This window comes from Denitrobaculum tricleocarpae (genome assembly GCF_007004665.1).
GTDB lineage: Bacteria > Pseudomonadota > Alphaproteobacteria > Kiloniellales > Kiloniellaceae > Denitrobaculum > Denitrobaculum tricleocarpae.
Map to the genome: position 1 here is coordinate 371,872 of NZ_ML660054.1, position 15,642 is coordinate 387,513.

A 15,642-nucleotide genomic window follows, 5' to 3' on the forward strand; every position below is an offset into this window, starting at 1 on the left:
GTCATTCCGTATGAAGGTTGTCGTCGTCGAGTCTCCCGCGAAAGCCAAGACCATCAATAAATACCTCGGCAGCGACTATCACGTCTTGGCCAGCTACGGCCATGTGCGCGATCTTCCGCCCAAGGACGGCTCGGTAGACCCTGCCGAGGACTTTGCCATGGTCTGGCAGGTTGAAGGCAAATCCGAACAACGCATCAAAGACATCCAGAACGCCGTCAAGGGCGCCGATACTCTGATCCTCGCGACTGACCCCGACCGTGAAGGCGAAGCCATCTCATGGCATCTCGCGGAAGAGCTGACCCGCCGCAAGGTCCTCAAAAATGTTGCCGTTCAAAGGGTCGTCTTCAACGAAGTGACCAAAAGTGCAGTATTGGACGCTTTCAATTCTCCGCGTGAGCTTAATCGGGAACTGATCGACGCCTACCTCGCACGCCGCGCTCTCGATTACCTGGTCGGCTTCACCCTCTCTCCGGTTCTTTGGCGCAAGCTGCCGGGCAGCAAGTCGGCAGGCCGCGTCCAATCGGTGGCTTTGCGCCTGATATGTGAGCGCGAGGCGGAAATCGAGGTTTTCAAACCACGCGAGTACTGGAGCGTGACCGCGAAGCTGCGCAATGAAGAAAACAAGGTTTTCTCGGCGCGCCTGACGCACCTGGACGGCAATAAACTGGACCGCTTCGATCTGCCCGATGAAGCAACCACCATGGCCGCCGTGAGGCGCCTGGAAGATGCCTCCAGCTTTACCGTTCAGAAGGTCGAGCGCAAACAGGTCCGGCGTAACCCTCACCCGCCCTTCACCACCTCGACGCTGCAGCAGGAGGCCTCGCGCAAGCTGGGTTTCGGCGCGACCCGCACCATGCGCACTGCACAGAAGCTCTATGAAGGTCTCGAAATCGGCGGTGAGACCGTGGGCCTGATCACCTACATGCGGACGGACGGCGTCTCGATTTCCGCTGAGGCGGTCGCCGCGACACGGGACATGGTCGGCGAGAAGTACGGCCAGAACTACCTGCCGGACGCGCCGAGGGTTTATAAGAGTAAAGCCAAAAACGCCCAGGAAGCCCATGAGGCCGTGCGGCCGACTGATGTCAGCCGCCACCCCTCCGAGATGAAGGCCTATCTGGACTCCGACGGGGCGCGCCTCTACGAGCTGATCTGGAACCGCACGGTGGCCAGTCAGATGGAATCCGCGCGCTTCGACCAGGTGTCCGTCGATATCGACGTGGATGTCGGCCAGGCCACCCTGCGCGCAACCGGCTCGATCCTGACCTTCGATGGCTTTTTGAAGCTCTATCAGGAAGGCAAGGACGACCAGAAAGATGCCAATGCCGGCGAGCAAAGCGAAGACGACGACAAGGACCGTCGCCTGCCGAAGCTGACCGAAGGCGACCGGCCAACCCGCGACGCCATCGAGCCGGAGCAGCACTTCACCCAGCCGCCGCCGCGTTACAGCGAGGCCAGTCTGGTCAAAAAGATGGAAGAGCTGGGCATCGGACGGCCTTCCACCTATGCCTCGATCATTCAGGTCCTTCAGGACCGTAATTACGTGGTCCTGGATAAGCGCCGCTTCGTACCGGAAGACCGGGGCAGGCTTGTGGTCGCGTTCCTGAGTTCCTTCTTCGAACGCTACGTTCAGTATAACTTCACCGCTGAACTTGAAGAGCAGCTCGATGACATATCCGGTGGACGCATCGACTGGAAAATCGTTCTGCGCTCCTTCTGGGATGCCTTTAACGAAGCAGTCGGCAATACCAAGGACCTGACGATCACTGAAGTGATCGATGCTTTGGACGAAGACCTGGGACCGCACTTCTTCCCGGTGGATCCGAAAAACCCGGATAAGGATCCGCGCCTGTGCCCGACCTGTTCGCAAGGCCGGCTCGGGTTGCGCCTGGGCCGTAACGGCGGCTTTATCGGTTGCTCCAACTACCCGGAATGCCGCTTTACCCGGGCTCTGGCCGTTCCCGGCGAAGGCGAAGACGGCGAGAACGGCGAAGCCGCCTTCCCGCGTGTGCTCGGCAAAGACCCGGAGACCGGTCTCGAAGTCTCCCTGCGCAAAGGCCCCTACGGCATCTATGCGCAGCTTGGCGAGCCGGTGGAAAAGGAAAAGCCCAAACGGGCCTCTCTGCCCAAGGGCCTGCCGCATTCGGACGTGACGCTGGAGGTCGCGCTTGGCCTTCTCAGCCTGCCACGCGATATCGGCCCGCACCCTGAAGACGGTGAGATGATCACCGCAGGCATTGGGCGCTTCGGACCTTACGTCAAACACGGCAAGACCTATCGCTCGATCAGCAATGACGACGACGTGCTGACCGTCGGCCTGAACCGTGCGGTTTCCCTGATTGCCGAGGCCCCTGCCCGGCGCGGCGCAGCCGAACCCCTTCGGGTTGTCGGCGAACACCCGGACGACAAAGAACCCATCAATCTCTTCAAGGGTCGCTACGGTCCCTATGTCAAACACGGCAAGCTGATCGCGTCGCTGCCGAAAACCGCGGAGATGGAGAGCTTCACCCTCGAAGCCGCCGTCGAACTGCTGAAGGTTCAGGCTGAAAAGGCAAAAACGAAGAAGGGCGGCAAAAAAGCCCCCGTAAAGAAAGCAGCAGCAAAGAAGAAGGCGCCCGCCAAGAAGACAGCGGCGAAGAAAACTGCGGCTAAAAAGCCCGCCGCTAAAAAGGCTACTACAAAAAAGAAAGCCCCAGCCAAGACAACGGCATCCAGCGAAGACTAAATCGAGACCCACTTGGCAAAAATCAAACCCAAGGCGACACCTTTTCCAAGCAAAGACGAGGTTCTGACCTTCATCCGCGAGAGCCCGGTTCCGGTCGGCAAGCGAGAGATTGCCCGCGCGTTCCATATCAAAGGCAGCGACCGTATTCCTCTCAAGGCCATGCTGAAGGAGCTGGAACGCGAAGGGCACCTGGAGCTTCGGGAAAAGAAGAAAGTCATGCTGCCGGGCCACCTGCCTTCGGTCCTGGTGATCGAGGTCGCGGATATCGACGAGGACGGGGAGCAGTTGGCACGGCCCGCGACCTGGGAGCAGGAAACACCGCCGCCACGGATCTTCCTGGCGCCGGATAAACGCAGCCGCGCCGCTTTCGCTACAGGCGAACGCATTCTCGCCCGCATGTCGCGGAACGACGACGGCAGCTACGACGCGCAAATCATTCGTCGCATCGGAAAATCGCCCGACCGCATCCTTGGAGTCTATCGTATCGGCCGGGAGGGTGGCCATCTTCATCCCACCGACCGGCGCGCCAAAAACGATTTCGTCGTGCGTGCGGAAGATGCACGGGGCGCTGAAAACAACGAACTGGTCGTGGCCACCCTGAAACCCACGCGGCACCGCAACAGCCAACGGGAGGCGCGTGTGCTGGAGCGGATCGGCGCGATCGACACCCCGCGCTCCCTCAGCCTGATCGCGCTTTATGAGCACGAGGTCCCCATAGCCTTCTCGCATGACGCCGAAGAAGCGGCCAAGGCCGCGAAAGCTGCAGATCTGGGCGCAAGAGAGGATCTGCGCGCCCTGCCGCTGGTGACCATCGACGGTTCCGATGCGCGCGATTTCGACGACGCGGTCTGGGCGGAAGCCGACGATGACAAGCAGAACCCCGGCGGCTGGCATCTGATGGTCGCCATCGCCGATGTCGCCCACTATGTGACCGCCGGTGACGCATTGGATCGCGACGCTTATAGGCGCGGCAACTCGACCTACCTGCCCAACCAGGTCGTGCCCATGCTGCCTGAAGAGCTTTCCAACGGCTGGTGTTCCCTGAAGCCGGGGGTAGACCGGCCTTGCCTTGCCGTTCACATGTGGATTGACGCAGAGGGCAAGCCCTTGCGGCATCGTTTCATCCGGGGCCTGATGCGCTCGGCAGCCCGTCTCACCTACGAGCAGGTCCAGGCAGCGCATAATGGTGAAGATACCGAGATTCCCGGCCAGTTGACCGATCTGGTCATCAAACCGCTCTACGGCGCCTACAGTGCCTTGCTCGCCGCCCGCGAAGCGCGGGGCACCCTGGAGCTCGAGCTGACCGAGCGCCGGGTCGTGGTCGATGACGACGGCCGGATCACGGCGATCGTGCCGCGAGAGAGGCTCGACAGCCATAAACTGATCGAAGAATTCATGATTGCCGCGAACGTTGCGGCTGCTTCGGAGCTGGAACGGCTCCGGCGCCCCTGTATGTACCGTGTCCACGAGCAGCCTGATCCCGTCAAGATCGAGGCTTTGGCCCAGGTGCTTGCGTCCATGGACCTCCACCTTGCACGCGGCCAGGTGATCCGCCCCAAGGTCCTCACCCAGCTTCTGACCAAGGCAGCGAAGCGGCCCGAGAAGCCGATGATCAACGAGATGATCCTGCGCACACAAAGCCAGGCGGTCTATTCGCCTGAAAATATTGGTCATTTCGGCCTGGCCCTGCCCCGTTACGCGCACTTTACCTCTCCCATCCGGCGCTACGCCGACCTCCTGGTGCACCGGGCTCTGATCTCAGGGTTAAAGCTCGGCGACGATGGGCTCCCGCCGGATGCCGCCGAGGCCTTTGAAGAGATCGCTCAGCACATCAGTAAAACCGAACGCCGCTCCTCCGCCGCGGAGCGCGACGCCGTCGACCGGCTGACGGCGGCATATATGGCGGACAAGGTCGGCGGAATCTTTCAGGGCCGGGTGAACGGTGTCACCCGCTTCGGCCTCTTCGTTACGCTGGACGACAGCGGCGCGGACGGACTGGTGCCCATGAGTTCCCTTCCGGACGACCGTTACGATCACAATGAAGCGAAGCACTGCCTGATCGGGCGCCGCTGGGGCCGGGTATACAGTTTGGGTGACCGCGTCGCAGCAAGGTTAATGGAAGCAACTCCGGTGACTGGTGGCCTCGTGCTGCAGATTATCGAGGGCGATGAGGATGCCGAAGCCCCCGCAAACAGCGAACCGCAAGGCACAGATGCATCCTGGGACCCGCTGAAAAAAACCAGTGCAAACAAGAAATTAGCAGACCGGAAGTCCCGAAAACCCGGGAAGCGCCCTACCGGCAAAGGAAAAAATCGCAAGAAAACGCCCGGAACCAAAGGATCGCGCCGACGCTAGCGCCGGCACGAGCAATGAATCCGCGACACCAAGCGTGGATATTTACGAATCCTTGACGGGCTTGCGCTTCAATCATGTCATATCTCGAGGGCACTTCATCGCCTGAGAGATAAATAAATTGTGTGTTTGCGATATTAACTGTGGTGCAGTAGACCAAACATCACTTAGTGTTTGATTGTACTCAAAATTAAGGAAACTGGCGGTTGGCTGAACCATCGGTGCCAAATAGTCCCCCCGGCGATCGCGCGCAGGTAGAATCAATGGGCAAAAACCGGGCGTTACGAACGGTATCTCGCAGCACACTTCTTCCGCTTGCCTTCCTTATGGCTGCCTGCGCATCGCAGGATACCACCAAATCAGCCGGCTTCGACGTCTCCCGCGCGGACCGCTTCTTCGTTGCAAGCTATCGCGATGTGGCAGAAAGCTATATCGACGAAGTCATGGTGGACCGTCTGGCGCTCGCGGGCCTGGAAGGCCTCGCGACCATCGATCCGGATATCTCGATTGCCGTTGAGCGGGAGAAGGTCCGCATTGCGCTCGAAGGCGAAGAAGCCGTCAGCTTTCACCAGCCGAAACCGAACGATGTCAACGCCTGGGCTCATTTGACGGCTGCCGCGATCACCGTGGCACGGACCAAGTCGAAAGAGCTGGAAGAGACCAATACCGAACGCCTCTACGAGACGGTTTTCGACGGCGTGCTCGCCGAGCTTGACCCCTTTTCGCGCTATTCCGGACGGGATGAAGCCCGCAACAACCGCGCGAGCCGCGAAGGTTTCGGCGGTGTCGGAATTCGCATCGACATTTCCGATGAAGGGATCCGCGTAATCTCTGTCATGGAGCGAACGCCTGCGGAAAAGGCCGGCGTGAAGGCCGAGGACCTGATTCTGAAGATCGATGGGGTCGACACCCGTGAACTCTCGCAAAAGGATGCGATCCGGCGCCTGCGTGGCCGCCTGCGCAGTCAGGTCAAGCTCGATATCGAACGCGAAGGTTACAATGAACTCCTGCCCATCACGGTGACGCGCGCTCGGATCGTACCTCAGACAGTGCGGATCAAAAAAGCCGACGAAGTCGCTCACATCACCATATCCGGCTTCAATCAGAACACGACCCTGAATCTGCGCAACAAGATCAGGGAAGTGTCCCAAAAAGTCGGTCCGGATTTGAAGGGCTACGTTTTAGATCTGCGCGGAAATCCGGGCGGTTTGCTGGATCAGGCCGTCGCTGTCGCCGACCTCTTTCTTACGGGGGGACGAATCGTCTCGACCCACGGCCGGCATCCCGACAGTGAGCAGTTTTTCGACGCTGAACCTGACGATATCGCCGATGGTCTTCCGATCATCGTTCTGATCAACAGCAACTCAGCGTCCGCGTCCGAGATTGTCGCCGCCGCACTCCAGGATTCGGGACGCGCCGTGGTGATCGGCAGCAACTCCTACGGCAAGGGAACCGTTCAAAACGTATTCCGCCTGCCCAATCAAGGTGAACTGGCCCTCACCTGGGCGCGCTTTCACGCCCCCTCGGGCTATGCTTTACACCAGCGCGGTGTCCTGCCGGATATCTGCACCACCGGCGACATTGATTCAACCGACGATGTCCTGGCGGCATTGCGGCGGGGCACTATGCCGATCGACCATGACATTCGAAGCATTTCCCCTGATTTCGACGATCCCGCGGCGATTAAGCTCCTGAGGGACAATTGCCCGCCACGCCGAACGGCAGCCAGCATCGACCTGGAGGTTGCGGAGCGCCTGCTGAGTGAGCCATCGCTTTACGTCCAGGCCCTGGGTGATGTGAGCCACGCCACAACGGCACAGGCCTTCAGCTACCAGATGTCTGCAACGGCGGCAAAATCGGCGAGCGAAAACGACCGGTGATCCGCGCGATCAAACCGTGACGATGCGGTTTCCTTGAGCCGTCATTGCTGGCAGAATGCCACTTCCAACAGACAGCGTCTTATCTCTCGCCAGAGCGGTACCCACTGACAGCGTCCAAGATCGACTCCGCCGCACTGCGGCAACTGCCCGTCCGCCCCGTGCCCGCGGCCGCACTTGTGCTATTGCGCGGGACAGGCGAAGACGCGACGGAGGTTCTGCTGGGACGGCGGCACGGTAAGGCCGGGTTCATGCCCGGCGTCTATGTGGTGCCTGGCGGCAGGGTCGAGCCAGAGGACGGCGGAGCGTCGGCTTTCCCCGAAGATTTGCCCCCCCTGCCCCAAGGTCTTGACAAAGCCACCCATGGGCGGGCATCCGCAATCGCAAGAGCCGCCTTGCGGGAAACCTTCGAAGAAACCGGCGTTCTCTACGGCAAAGCCTCTGATGCGGCCTCAGAAGTGCCCCACAGCGGACAATCCCAGATCTGGATCCGCTATGCCGAGGCCGGCATTCAGCCTGCCTTCGAGCGGCTTTGGTTTATTGCCCGGGCGATCACACCAACCTTTTCTCCGCGCCGCTTTCATACCCGCTTTCTGCTGGGAGATGGCCGATTCGCCCAAGGAGAAATCGGCGGCGATGGTGAACTTGAGGACATAGGCTGGTGTCCGCTCAACATGATCGGCGAGCTTCCGATGGCCAACATTACTAAACTGGTTTTACAAGAAGCGCTAACGCATTATTCTATAATAAGAAACTCTGAGTCCGCCCTCTCTGACCGCCCGGCGGCAATGTTTCGCTGGACCGGTTCGAAGCATCAAGGCGGCGTTTCCGCCTCCCAAAGGACACTCCAGGCTTGACTTAGCCGTCTCTGCCGCTATTTTGCGCGCTGACTTTAGGTTTTCTAGAGGCTGTCCGTTTCATAATTCTGTCAAAGTGGAACGAATATCAGTCTCTTACTCAACAGGTGAAGGGCGGTTTCCCTTCCCGATTGCCTCAATCGGGGACGAACACGCTACGAGGATTGCGCCATGGCTAAGCCAGCTACACAGCTCATCCGGATGGTCAGCACGGCCGACACGGGTTACTTCTACGTCACGAAGAAGAACCCACGGACTCTGACCGAAAAGCTTGAGCTCAAGAAGTACGACCCGAAGGCCCGTAAGCACGTCGTCTTCAAGGAAGCGAAGATCAAGTAAGCTTTCCGTAGCTTACGGAAGTACAAGCGGCCGCCCTTTACGGGCGGCTGTTTTGTTTTCTGGGGACGAAATTGAGAGGTCCCGAACGCAAATCCAAGGAATATGGCCACAGCGACAGCCATGAAGGTCAGATCAGGAGACCTTGGACTGATCGTTGTTGGACACGATCTGCGCGATGACCGGCTCGCGTTCGGCCTGGGTCAGCGGTTGGGCCGCAACGACGCGGTTTCGGCCGGAACGCTTGGCCTGATAGAGGGCTGCATCAGCACGCGCGAGGAGGCTGTCGGCAATCTCCATGGGATCGGTGGTCGTCGCCACACCGATTGAAATCGTCACCTCGAGAGGATCCCCGAGCTCGACGGTCTGGAATTTCTCTTCCGCCACCCGCCTGCGGACACGCTCAGCGATGGTGATGGCAATCACTGACGCCGTATCTGGCATAATCACGACAAACTCTTCACCGCCGTAGCGAGCCAGAAGGTCGAAATCGCGGATTGAGTCGGCAACGCGCAACGACAAGGACTTGAGGATCGCATCACCGGCAGCATGACCGTGGGTGTCGTTGACGTCCTTGAATTTGTCGATATCGAACAGCATCACCGAGACCGGCTTCGCGCTTTCCGCGATTTCCATGATCTTACGGTCCAGATGCGCATTCATATAGCGCCGGTTATAGACACCTGTCAGGCCATCGGTGTAGGCCAGCGATACGCTCTGCTGCAACATCTCGCGCAGCATGTCGTGGTAGCGGCGCCGCCGAATCTGGGTCCGCGAACGGGCGCGCAGTTCGTTACTGTCGATCGGTTTGATCAGATAGTCGGTCACCCCGAGATCCAGGCCCTTCGCCAGCTGGGGCAGGTTTTCTTCCTCCAGCACGAGCAGGATCGGAACATGGCGTGTTTCTTCCTGGGTCCGGAACTGCGAACAAAGCCGCAATCCGTCTTCATCGCCCAGAAACAGGCTGACGATCATCAGATCGTAGGATTCGCGGCATCCCAGCTCCAGGGCCTCCGCGACATTCGTACGCCGGTCGATCGTGTGCCCGGCTTCACTGAGGTAGCCCACGACCTTCTCCGCGACCAGCTCATTGGCCTCGGCGAGGAGAATACGCGCGTTGGCGGTCTCTTCTTCGCTGCCGAGCTTCTTTTGCTCCAGCACCGGATCACGGCCCGACGCGGCCTGACGGACACGCAGCTCGTCCATCATGACTTTCAGGCGCGCAAGCGAGCGTACCCGGGCGAAAAGCGCGATATCGTTGACGGGTTTGGTCAGGAAATCATCCGCACCGGCTTCCAGTCCGCGGACACGATCGCTGACATCGCTCAGCGCGGTCACCATGACAACCGGGATGTGGCTGGTCTCGGGCGAGGATTTAAGGCGCGTGCAGACCTCGAAACCGTCCATGCCCGGCATCATTACGTCCAGCAGAACGAGATCGGGCATCTCCTGCGTGGCAACTTCAAGGGCGGTGGGACCATCGGATGCAGAGAGAACCTCGAAGTACTCCGCCATCAGCTTCGCTTCAAGCAGCTTCACATTGGCCGGGATATCATCAACAACGAGAATTCTGGCGGTCATTAGGGGCCTGACTTATGGCAATCGAAAAACTTGGCAGACGACTAATTCAGGAACCGTTCGACAGTCTCAAGAAAATTGGTCACGGAAATCGGCTTAGCGATGTAAGCCTCGCAACCACCCTCGCGAATCTTTTCTTCGTCGCCTTTCATGGCAAAGGCGGTCACCGCGATCACGGGGATCGATCTCAGGTTATCGTCTTCCTTGATCCATTTGGTCACTTCAAGCCCGGAAACTTCAGGCAACTGGATATCCATCAGGATCAGGTCGGGATGGTGTTCGCGCGCGATGCGAAGGGCTTCCATGCCATCCTTGGACTGAAGAATGTTGTAGCCATGGGCCTCAAGCAGATCATGAAAAAGCTTCATGTTCAGCTCGTTGTCTTCGACCACCAAGACTGTCTTGGAATCGTTTTTGCCGTTTTGCATGTTCGCGTCGCCTCAACCTTTGACATAAGTCACGGGTTTTGTTCCAACCGGTATGACATTTGCCGCCGCAATAAAACCACTACCGACCCCGAGCAGTCGACAGACCTGCAGAAACCGCAAGCCTATGGAATGTACTCTCAGAGATCTATACGATTAAAGTTAAATTAGAGTAACCAATTAAGTCGAAGGTTGCGAGTGCGCAATATATTTAGGGGTTATAGTCCGGGAAGAGTCTGGTGTGCGAATAGGAATTGATCTGGGCGGCACCAAGATTGAAGGAATCCTGTTAGCACCCGGCGGAATAGAAGTCCTTCGCCGGCGCGTCGAGACACCGGCAGGCAACTATCATGCCACAATTGCCACCGTAGGCTCACTGGTCAGCGCTCTGGAAGCGGAAACCGGCTGCGTTGGCACGGTCGGTGTGGGAATTCCGGGCGCCATCTCACTCGCAACGGGCCGCGTCAAAAACGCGAACTCGACCTGTCTGATCGGCCACCCGATCGAGCAGGACCTCGCCGCTGCCGTGGGCCGTTCGGTCAGGGTCATGAATGACGCCAACTGCTTTGTCCTCTCCGAAGCTTCAGACGGTGCCGCCTCACCGCTGGAAATGCCGAGCGCCAGGATCATATTCGGCATCATCCTGGGGACCGGTGTCGGCGGCGGGATTGTCGTGCGCGGAGAGGCGTTGGACGGCCGCAACGCCATTGCGGGTGAGTGGGGGCACAACCCCCTGCCCTGGCCCAGGCCGGAGGAACAGCCCGGGCCCAGGTGTTACTGCGGCAAATCGGGCTGCATTGAGACATTCCTGTGCGGTCCGTCGCTTGACGCAGACTACAGGGCCCGGGGCGGCTGTGCCGCGTCGACGCGCGAAATGGTCCTGCGCGCAGAAAACCAGGAGGACGATGTTGCGGAAGCCGCTCTGCAACGCTACGAAGACCGCCTGGCGCGTGCACTGGCATCGGTGATTAACATCCTGGATCCCGACGCCATCGTCATCGGTGGCGGCATATCGAACATCCAGCGCCTCTACAAATCGCTCCCTGACCGGCTTCGGGACTACGTTTTCTCGGATTCGTTTGATACGATGATCGTACCGCCGAAACATGGAGATTCCAGCGGTGTCCGTGGCGCGGCCTGGCTTTGGAGTGAAGCGGAAGCAGCCGAGCTGGCAAAGCTGTGGGGTACGAAAGGATTGCCGAAACGGAGCGTCGGGAATCCGTCATAACAAGACGAGACCGATGACAAGCCTGTGCCGAGACTGTTTCTTAGTCAGCGAGGAAACTCCGGTTGATCCCCGGCGTCACGCGCGCTGCAGCGCCTGTGGCTCGCCCCGTGTTGTCAGCCATTCGGAGCTCGAAGGCCTTTCGATCGCGCACATCGATTGCGACGCCTTTTATGCCAGCGTTGAAAAACGCGACAATCCGGACCTGCAGGACAAGCCTGTGATCGTCGGCGGCGGGCACCGCGGTGTTGTTTCCGCAGCCTGCTATCTGGCCCGGATGTATGGTGTGGGTTCGGCCATGCCGATGTTCAAAGCACTGAAAGCCTGTCCAAATGCCGTCGTTATCAAACCCGACATGGCAAAATACAGCAGCGTCGGGCGTGAAGTTCGCGCACTGATGGAAGCCGTCACGCCCCTGGTCGAACCCATTTCGATCGATGAAGCCTTTCTGGACCTCACGGGCACGACTCAACTGCATGGCGGATGTCCGGCACGAACACTGGCTCAACTGGTCAAACGGATCGAAACGGAAATCGGTGTCACGGCATCCGTCGGCCTCAGCTACAGCAAGTTCTTGGCGAAAATCGCATCTGATCTGGATAAGCCCCGGGGTTTTGCCATGATTGGCGAGGCGGAGGCCCCGGCATTTCTGGCGGAGAAACCGATTAACATCATCTGGGGCGTCGGAAAGGCCTTCAGAAAGCAGTTGATCAATGACGGCATCCGCCAGGTCCGCGACCTGCTTCCCTACGACGAACCCCAGTTGGTTGACCGTTACGGCCGGATCGGCAGCCGTCTCTACTATTTTGCCCGTGGCATTGATGACCGAAAGGTAGAGCCTCACTCCGTCATGAAGTCTATTTCAGCGGAAACGACCTTTAACGAAGACATAAAAGATCCGGCACGGCTTGAGAAGCAGCTCTGGTCCCTCTGTGAAAAGGTCTCGAAGCGCCTAAAAGCCAAGTCGCTCGCGGGCGGCAACATCACACTGAAACTCAAAACCTCCGAGTTCAAACAAATCACCCGCAGCCGGACTCTCGAGAATCCGACCCAGCTCTCAGAGGTGATCTATCAGGAAAGCAGGCGTCTGCTGAAGACCGTCGCCGACGGCCGGCGGTTCCGCTTGATTGGTGTCGGCACCAGCGACCTGAAAGACGGCGAAACGGCAGATCCGCCAAGCCTGTTGGTTCCGGAACTCGCTCAGGTGGCAAAGGTGGAACGGGCCATCGACGCCGTACGTCAGAAGCTCGGCGACGACGCCATCAAAAAAGGCCGCAGCCTCAAATAAACTTTTCAGACAGACAGCCCGTCAAAACCGTCAGCAATCGGGCGCATCGAAGGGCTTGAGCTCGCGCAGCCGGGCTTTCACCACAAAATCCCCGTAATCCAGTTCAAGTTCGTCGACCACACCATTGGCAAAGATCCGCAAGGCCTGTTCCTGCTCAGGTGCGCCGGTTTGATTGCTGATATCGAAAAAGGCGAGCTGCACGCGCCAGGACGGTTCTGCGGCCATCGCCGTTGCGACCTCTCCCAGATCCTCTCCCGGCGCCAGCGGGCGCACCAATGCCGCCGAAATACCAAAGAAGCCGTCATCCCCTGAGCCGTCGAAGACGACGCGCCACAAGGGAAGAGCCTCCTGCTCCGCCGCTTTTAGAAGTTCCAGGCTGTGCTGGGTCGGAAAGATAGCGCCTTTGGGCAATAGCACTTCGCGCTCTTCGGGCGCGCTGTAGCGGGCTGTACCGGCAAGGTCTTCACCACCGCGTTCCGCTTCGCCGCGGATCTCCTCAACTGTATCGCCGTTATAGTCGCGCTTGATGAAAAACTGATAGCTCGTGCCGTCTTTCGCCTCCCAGGATTTATGCGAAGCACCGAAATCAAGATGGCGCCCGTCCGAATAGTTGACCTTGAGACGCGTCTTGTGCAGAACCGTCCAGCCCGAACAGGCGTCCTCCCACTCAAACTCGAAGAAGCCGCGGGCCTGGGTCACATTGCTGTTTGCCTGGGTCTTGCTGAGGTTCAAATCGTAAATAGCCCGATGCGGCAGAATTTGGCTCGTTGCAGCCGAGGGCAGCGCAAAAACGGCCGCCAGCGTGGCGGCCAAGAGAAATTTAACCGATGATGTTCCAGGACCTGTGCGATCGGACATGTAGCGGGGTACTCCCAAACAAAAAGCTGTCTCAGCAAAATACGGCGCGCCGACTCTAGCAGGCCACTCCTTCAGCGTGTACTAATTTGTCCGCCGCAGTTGCGTGGCCTCCGCGCAAGCGCTGTGTAACCGATTCTCTATAGACGCACGGAGCGTTCTTTGTATGCCGAACACGCCACCATCCCTTCTCGTGACCCGGGCCATGCCCAGCGATGTGATCAGCCGGCTGACCCAGAGTTATGAGGCGCGCCTGAATGATGACGATACACTCTGGAGCCGAGAAGAACTGCTCGAGCGGGCAGCGGGTTGCGCCGCCATCCTCTGCACCTCAACGGAAAAGATGGACGCAGACACGATCGCCGCTTTGCCCGACGAGGTTAAGATCATTGCGACCTACTCGGTGGGTTTCGAGCATATCGATCTGACAGCAGCCAAAGACAAAGGCATTGTGGTCACCAACACGCCGGACGTTTTGACCAATGCCACGGCTGACGTCGCGATGCTTCTGATTCTGGCGGCGGCACGCCGCGCCTATGAGGGCGAACGGCTTGTCCGTGAAGACAAATGGACCGGATGGAAACCGAACTTTTTGGTCGGCACCGAGGTCACCGGCAAACGTCTGGGTATCTTCGGCATGGGCCGGATCGGCGAAGCGGTGGCCCGGCGCGCCCGAGGTTTCGACATGACGATCCACTACAGCAAACGCCAGCGCCTCCCTGCCTCCCAGGAGAACGGCGCCATTTACCACGAGACGCTCGAGGCCTTGCTGCCGCACTGCGATTTTCTCTCCATCCACTGCCCCGCCACCCCGGAGACGCATCATGTTCTTGATCGGGATCATCTCGCGCTGATGCCAGACGGTGCCATTGTCGTGAATACCGCGCGCGGAACTATCGTGGACGACGCGGCATTGATCGATGCGCTGAAAAGCGGAAAAATCGCAGCCGCCGGCTTGGATGTCTTCGAAAACGAGCCCAAGATCAATCCGGCCTACCGCGACCTGCCGAACACCTTCTTACTGCCTCATGTGGGAAGCGCGACAGTCGAGACACGTAACGCTATGGGTTTCAAATGTCTCGATAATCTGGATGCCTTTTTCCGGGGCGACAGCCCGCCCGACCGCTTGGTGTAAACGGCGGCACCAAGCCGCGGGCCGCCCGCCGCCTCTACAGCCCGCAGGCTCTCCGCAGCGTTCAAAAATTGCCCTTGGGACTGGCTGTTTTTGCCGGGTTGGAAAAAATTACCGGCCAGAAACTTCGAAATGACACAAAAATAACCTTATTTCCTGGCACGGCGTTTGCTTCGTATTAGACGCGCACTAACATTCACTGTGGGGAATAAACGCCGTGTCTGCATCACAAGCTTTGAAGCAAGCCACAGAGCAAGCCGAGCAAAACCAGATCACCGACTGCTGCGCGATCAGCGAACGGCTGCAAAAGCTCCCGGAGCCACGCAGTTGGAAAGTCGATCCGGCCTCCAAGGAGTTGCTGGAGGAACTGCTCGCCCTCGCGGCCGAGGCCGAGCAAACGGTCGCGGAGCAGAGTAAACGCATCCGCTATCTGGAGAGTCTCTCGGTAACAGATGAACTCACGGGCCTCCTCAACCGGCGCGGTTTCGATGCAGAGTTTGCCCGTGCCCTAGCACGGGCAGACCGTTCGGACGAGAGCGGACTGCTGGTTCTATGCGACCTGGACCACTTCAAGGCGATCAATGACACCTATGGCCATCTGGCAGGAGATGCCGTACTCAGCGCCATTGGCGGAAAGCTCTCTCGCAATACCCGCCAGTGCGATGCGGTCGCGCGGATCGGCGGAGACGAATTCGCCATCCTTTTCACGCAGTCCGACCCCGATACGGCGGCCCGTCTCACCAACAAGCTCGATAAAATGCTGAATACCCTGGTGATCAACTGGAACGGTCATCAGATCCCGGTTTCGGCAAGTCTGGGAGTCGACAGCTACGGTCCCGGCAAGACAGCGGACACCGTCATGTTCCTGGCGGACCGGAGTCTCTACGCGCGCAAAAACAAGATCAGAAAAATGCTGGCCGCGCCCGGCAAGCCAAGCCGCCGCCGTCGCAAACATCCGGCCGAAGAGTCTTCCCATCTGGCACAGTCTTGAG

General features: G+C 59.1%; 12 protein-coding genes. 9 read left to right on the plus strand and 3 right to left on the minus strand.

All coding sequences use genetic code 11. The features are described from left to right. Positions 1-10: 10 nt before the first annotated feature. The 5 genes from topA to rpmG all read left to right on the plus strand — a co-directional run bounded on the left by topA (position 11) and on the right by rpmG (position 8,150). Positions 11-2,725: a type I DNA topoisomerase gene (gene topA, locus FKG95_RS10800; RefSeq protein WP_142896357.1), complete on the plus strand. Its 2,715-nt coding sequence runs from the start codon at positions 11-13 to the stop codon at positions 2,723-2,725. Positions 2,726-2,737: 12 nt separating this feature from the next. After that, the gene (rnr, locus tag FKG95_RS10805) at positions 2,738-5,080 is read left to right on the plus strand and encodes a ribonuclease R (protein ID WP_142896358.1); all 2,343 of its coding nucleotides are present in this window, start codon (positions 2,738-2,740) and stop codon (positions 5,078-5,080) included. A gap of 323 nt (positions 5,081-5,403) precedes the next feature. Continuing rightward, positions 5,404-6,957 (plus strand): S41 family peptidase, encoded by a 1,554-nt coding sequence (locus FKG95_RS10810; RefSeq protein ID WP_179954043.1) that lies wholly within the window; start codon positions 5,404-5,406, stop codon positions 6,955-6,957. Between the two features lie 44 nt (positions 6,958-7,001). Next, positions 7,002-7,811 (plus strand): NUDIX hydrolase, encoded by an 810-nt coding sequence (locus tag FKG95_RS10815; protein ID WP_142896360.1) that lies wholly within the window; start codon positions 7,002-7,004, stop codon positions 7,809-7,811. Positions 7,812-7,982: 171 nt separating this feature from the next. Beyond that, positions 7,983-8,150, plus strand: a complete 168-nt coding sequence (rpmG, locus tag FKG95_RS10820) for a 50S ribosomal protein L33 (RefSeq protein WP_142896361.1) — start codon at positions 7,983-7,985, stop codon at positions 8,148-8,150. Positions 8,151-8,282: 132 nt separating this feature from the next. Here the strand turns inward: rpmG and FKG95_RS10825 are convergent, their stop codons facing one another. Further along, positions 8,283-9,728, minus strand: a complete 1,446-nt coding sequence (locus FKG95_RS10825) for a PleD family two-component system response regulator (RefSeq protein ID WP_142896362.1) — start codon at positions 9,726-9,728, stop codon at positions 8,283-8,285. A gap of 41 nt (positions 9,729-9,769) precedes the next feature. After that, positions 9,770-10,153 (minus strand): response regulator, encoded by a 384-nt coding sequence (locus FKG95_RS10830; protein WP_142896363.1) that lies wholly within the window; start codon positions 10,151-10,153, stop codon positions 9,770-9,772. Between the two features lie 238 nt (positions 10,154-10,391). Between FKG95_RS10830 and FKG95_RS10835 the strand changes: the two genes are divergently transcribed. Then, positions 10,392-11,378: an ROK family protein gene (locus FKG95_RS10835; RefSeq protein ID WP_142896364.1), complete on the plus strand. Its 987-nt coding sequence runs from the start codon at positions 10,392-10,394 to the stop codon at positions 11,376-11,378. Positions 11,379-11,391: 13 nt separating this feature from the next. After that, positions 11,392-12,663 (plus strand): DNA polymerase IV, encoded by a 1,272-nt coding sequence (locus FKG95_RS10840; RefSeq protein ID WP_142896365.1) that lies wholly within the window; start codon positions 11,392-11,394, stop codon positions 12,661-12,663. 30 nt (positions 12,664-12,693) lie between these two features. Here the strand turns inward: FKG95_RS10840 and FKG95_RS10845 are convergent, their stop codons facing one another. Continuing rightward, on the minus strand, positions 12,694-13,521 hold the full coding sequence (locus FKG95_RS10845) for an EipB family protein (RefSeq protein WP_142896366.1): 828 nt from the start codon (positions 13,519-13,521) through the stop codon (positions 12,694-12,696). A 163-nt stretch (positions 13,522-13,684) separates the two neighbouring features. Here FKG95_RS10845 and FKG95_RS10850 point away from each other — a divergent pair, with 163 nt between their 5' ends. Both FKG95_RS10850 and FKG95_RS10855 read left to right on the plus strand, forming a co-directional pair. Next, entirely contained in the window at positions 13,685-14,653 is a 969-nt protein-coding gene (locus tag FKG95_RS10850) for a 2-hydroxyacid dehydrogenase (protein ID WP_142896367.1), read from the plus strand. 214 nt (positions 14,654-14,867) lie between these two features. Beyond that, complete coding sequence (locus tag FKG95_RS10855; RefSeq protein WP_179954044.1) at positions 14,868-15,641, plus strand: GGDEF domain-containing protein; 774 nt, start codon at positions 14,868-14,870, stop codon at positions 15,639-15,641. The last annotated feature ends 1 nt before the right edge of the window (position 15,642 follow it).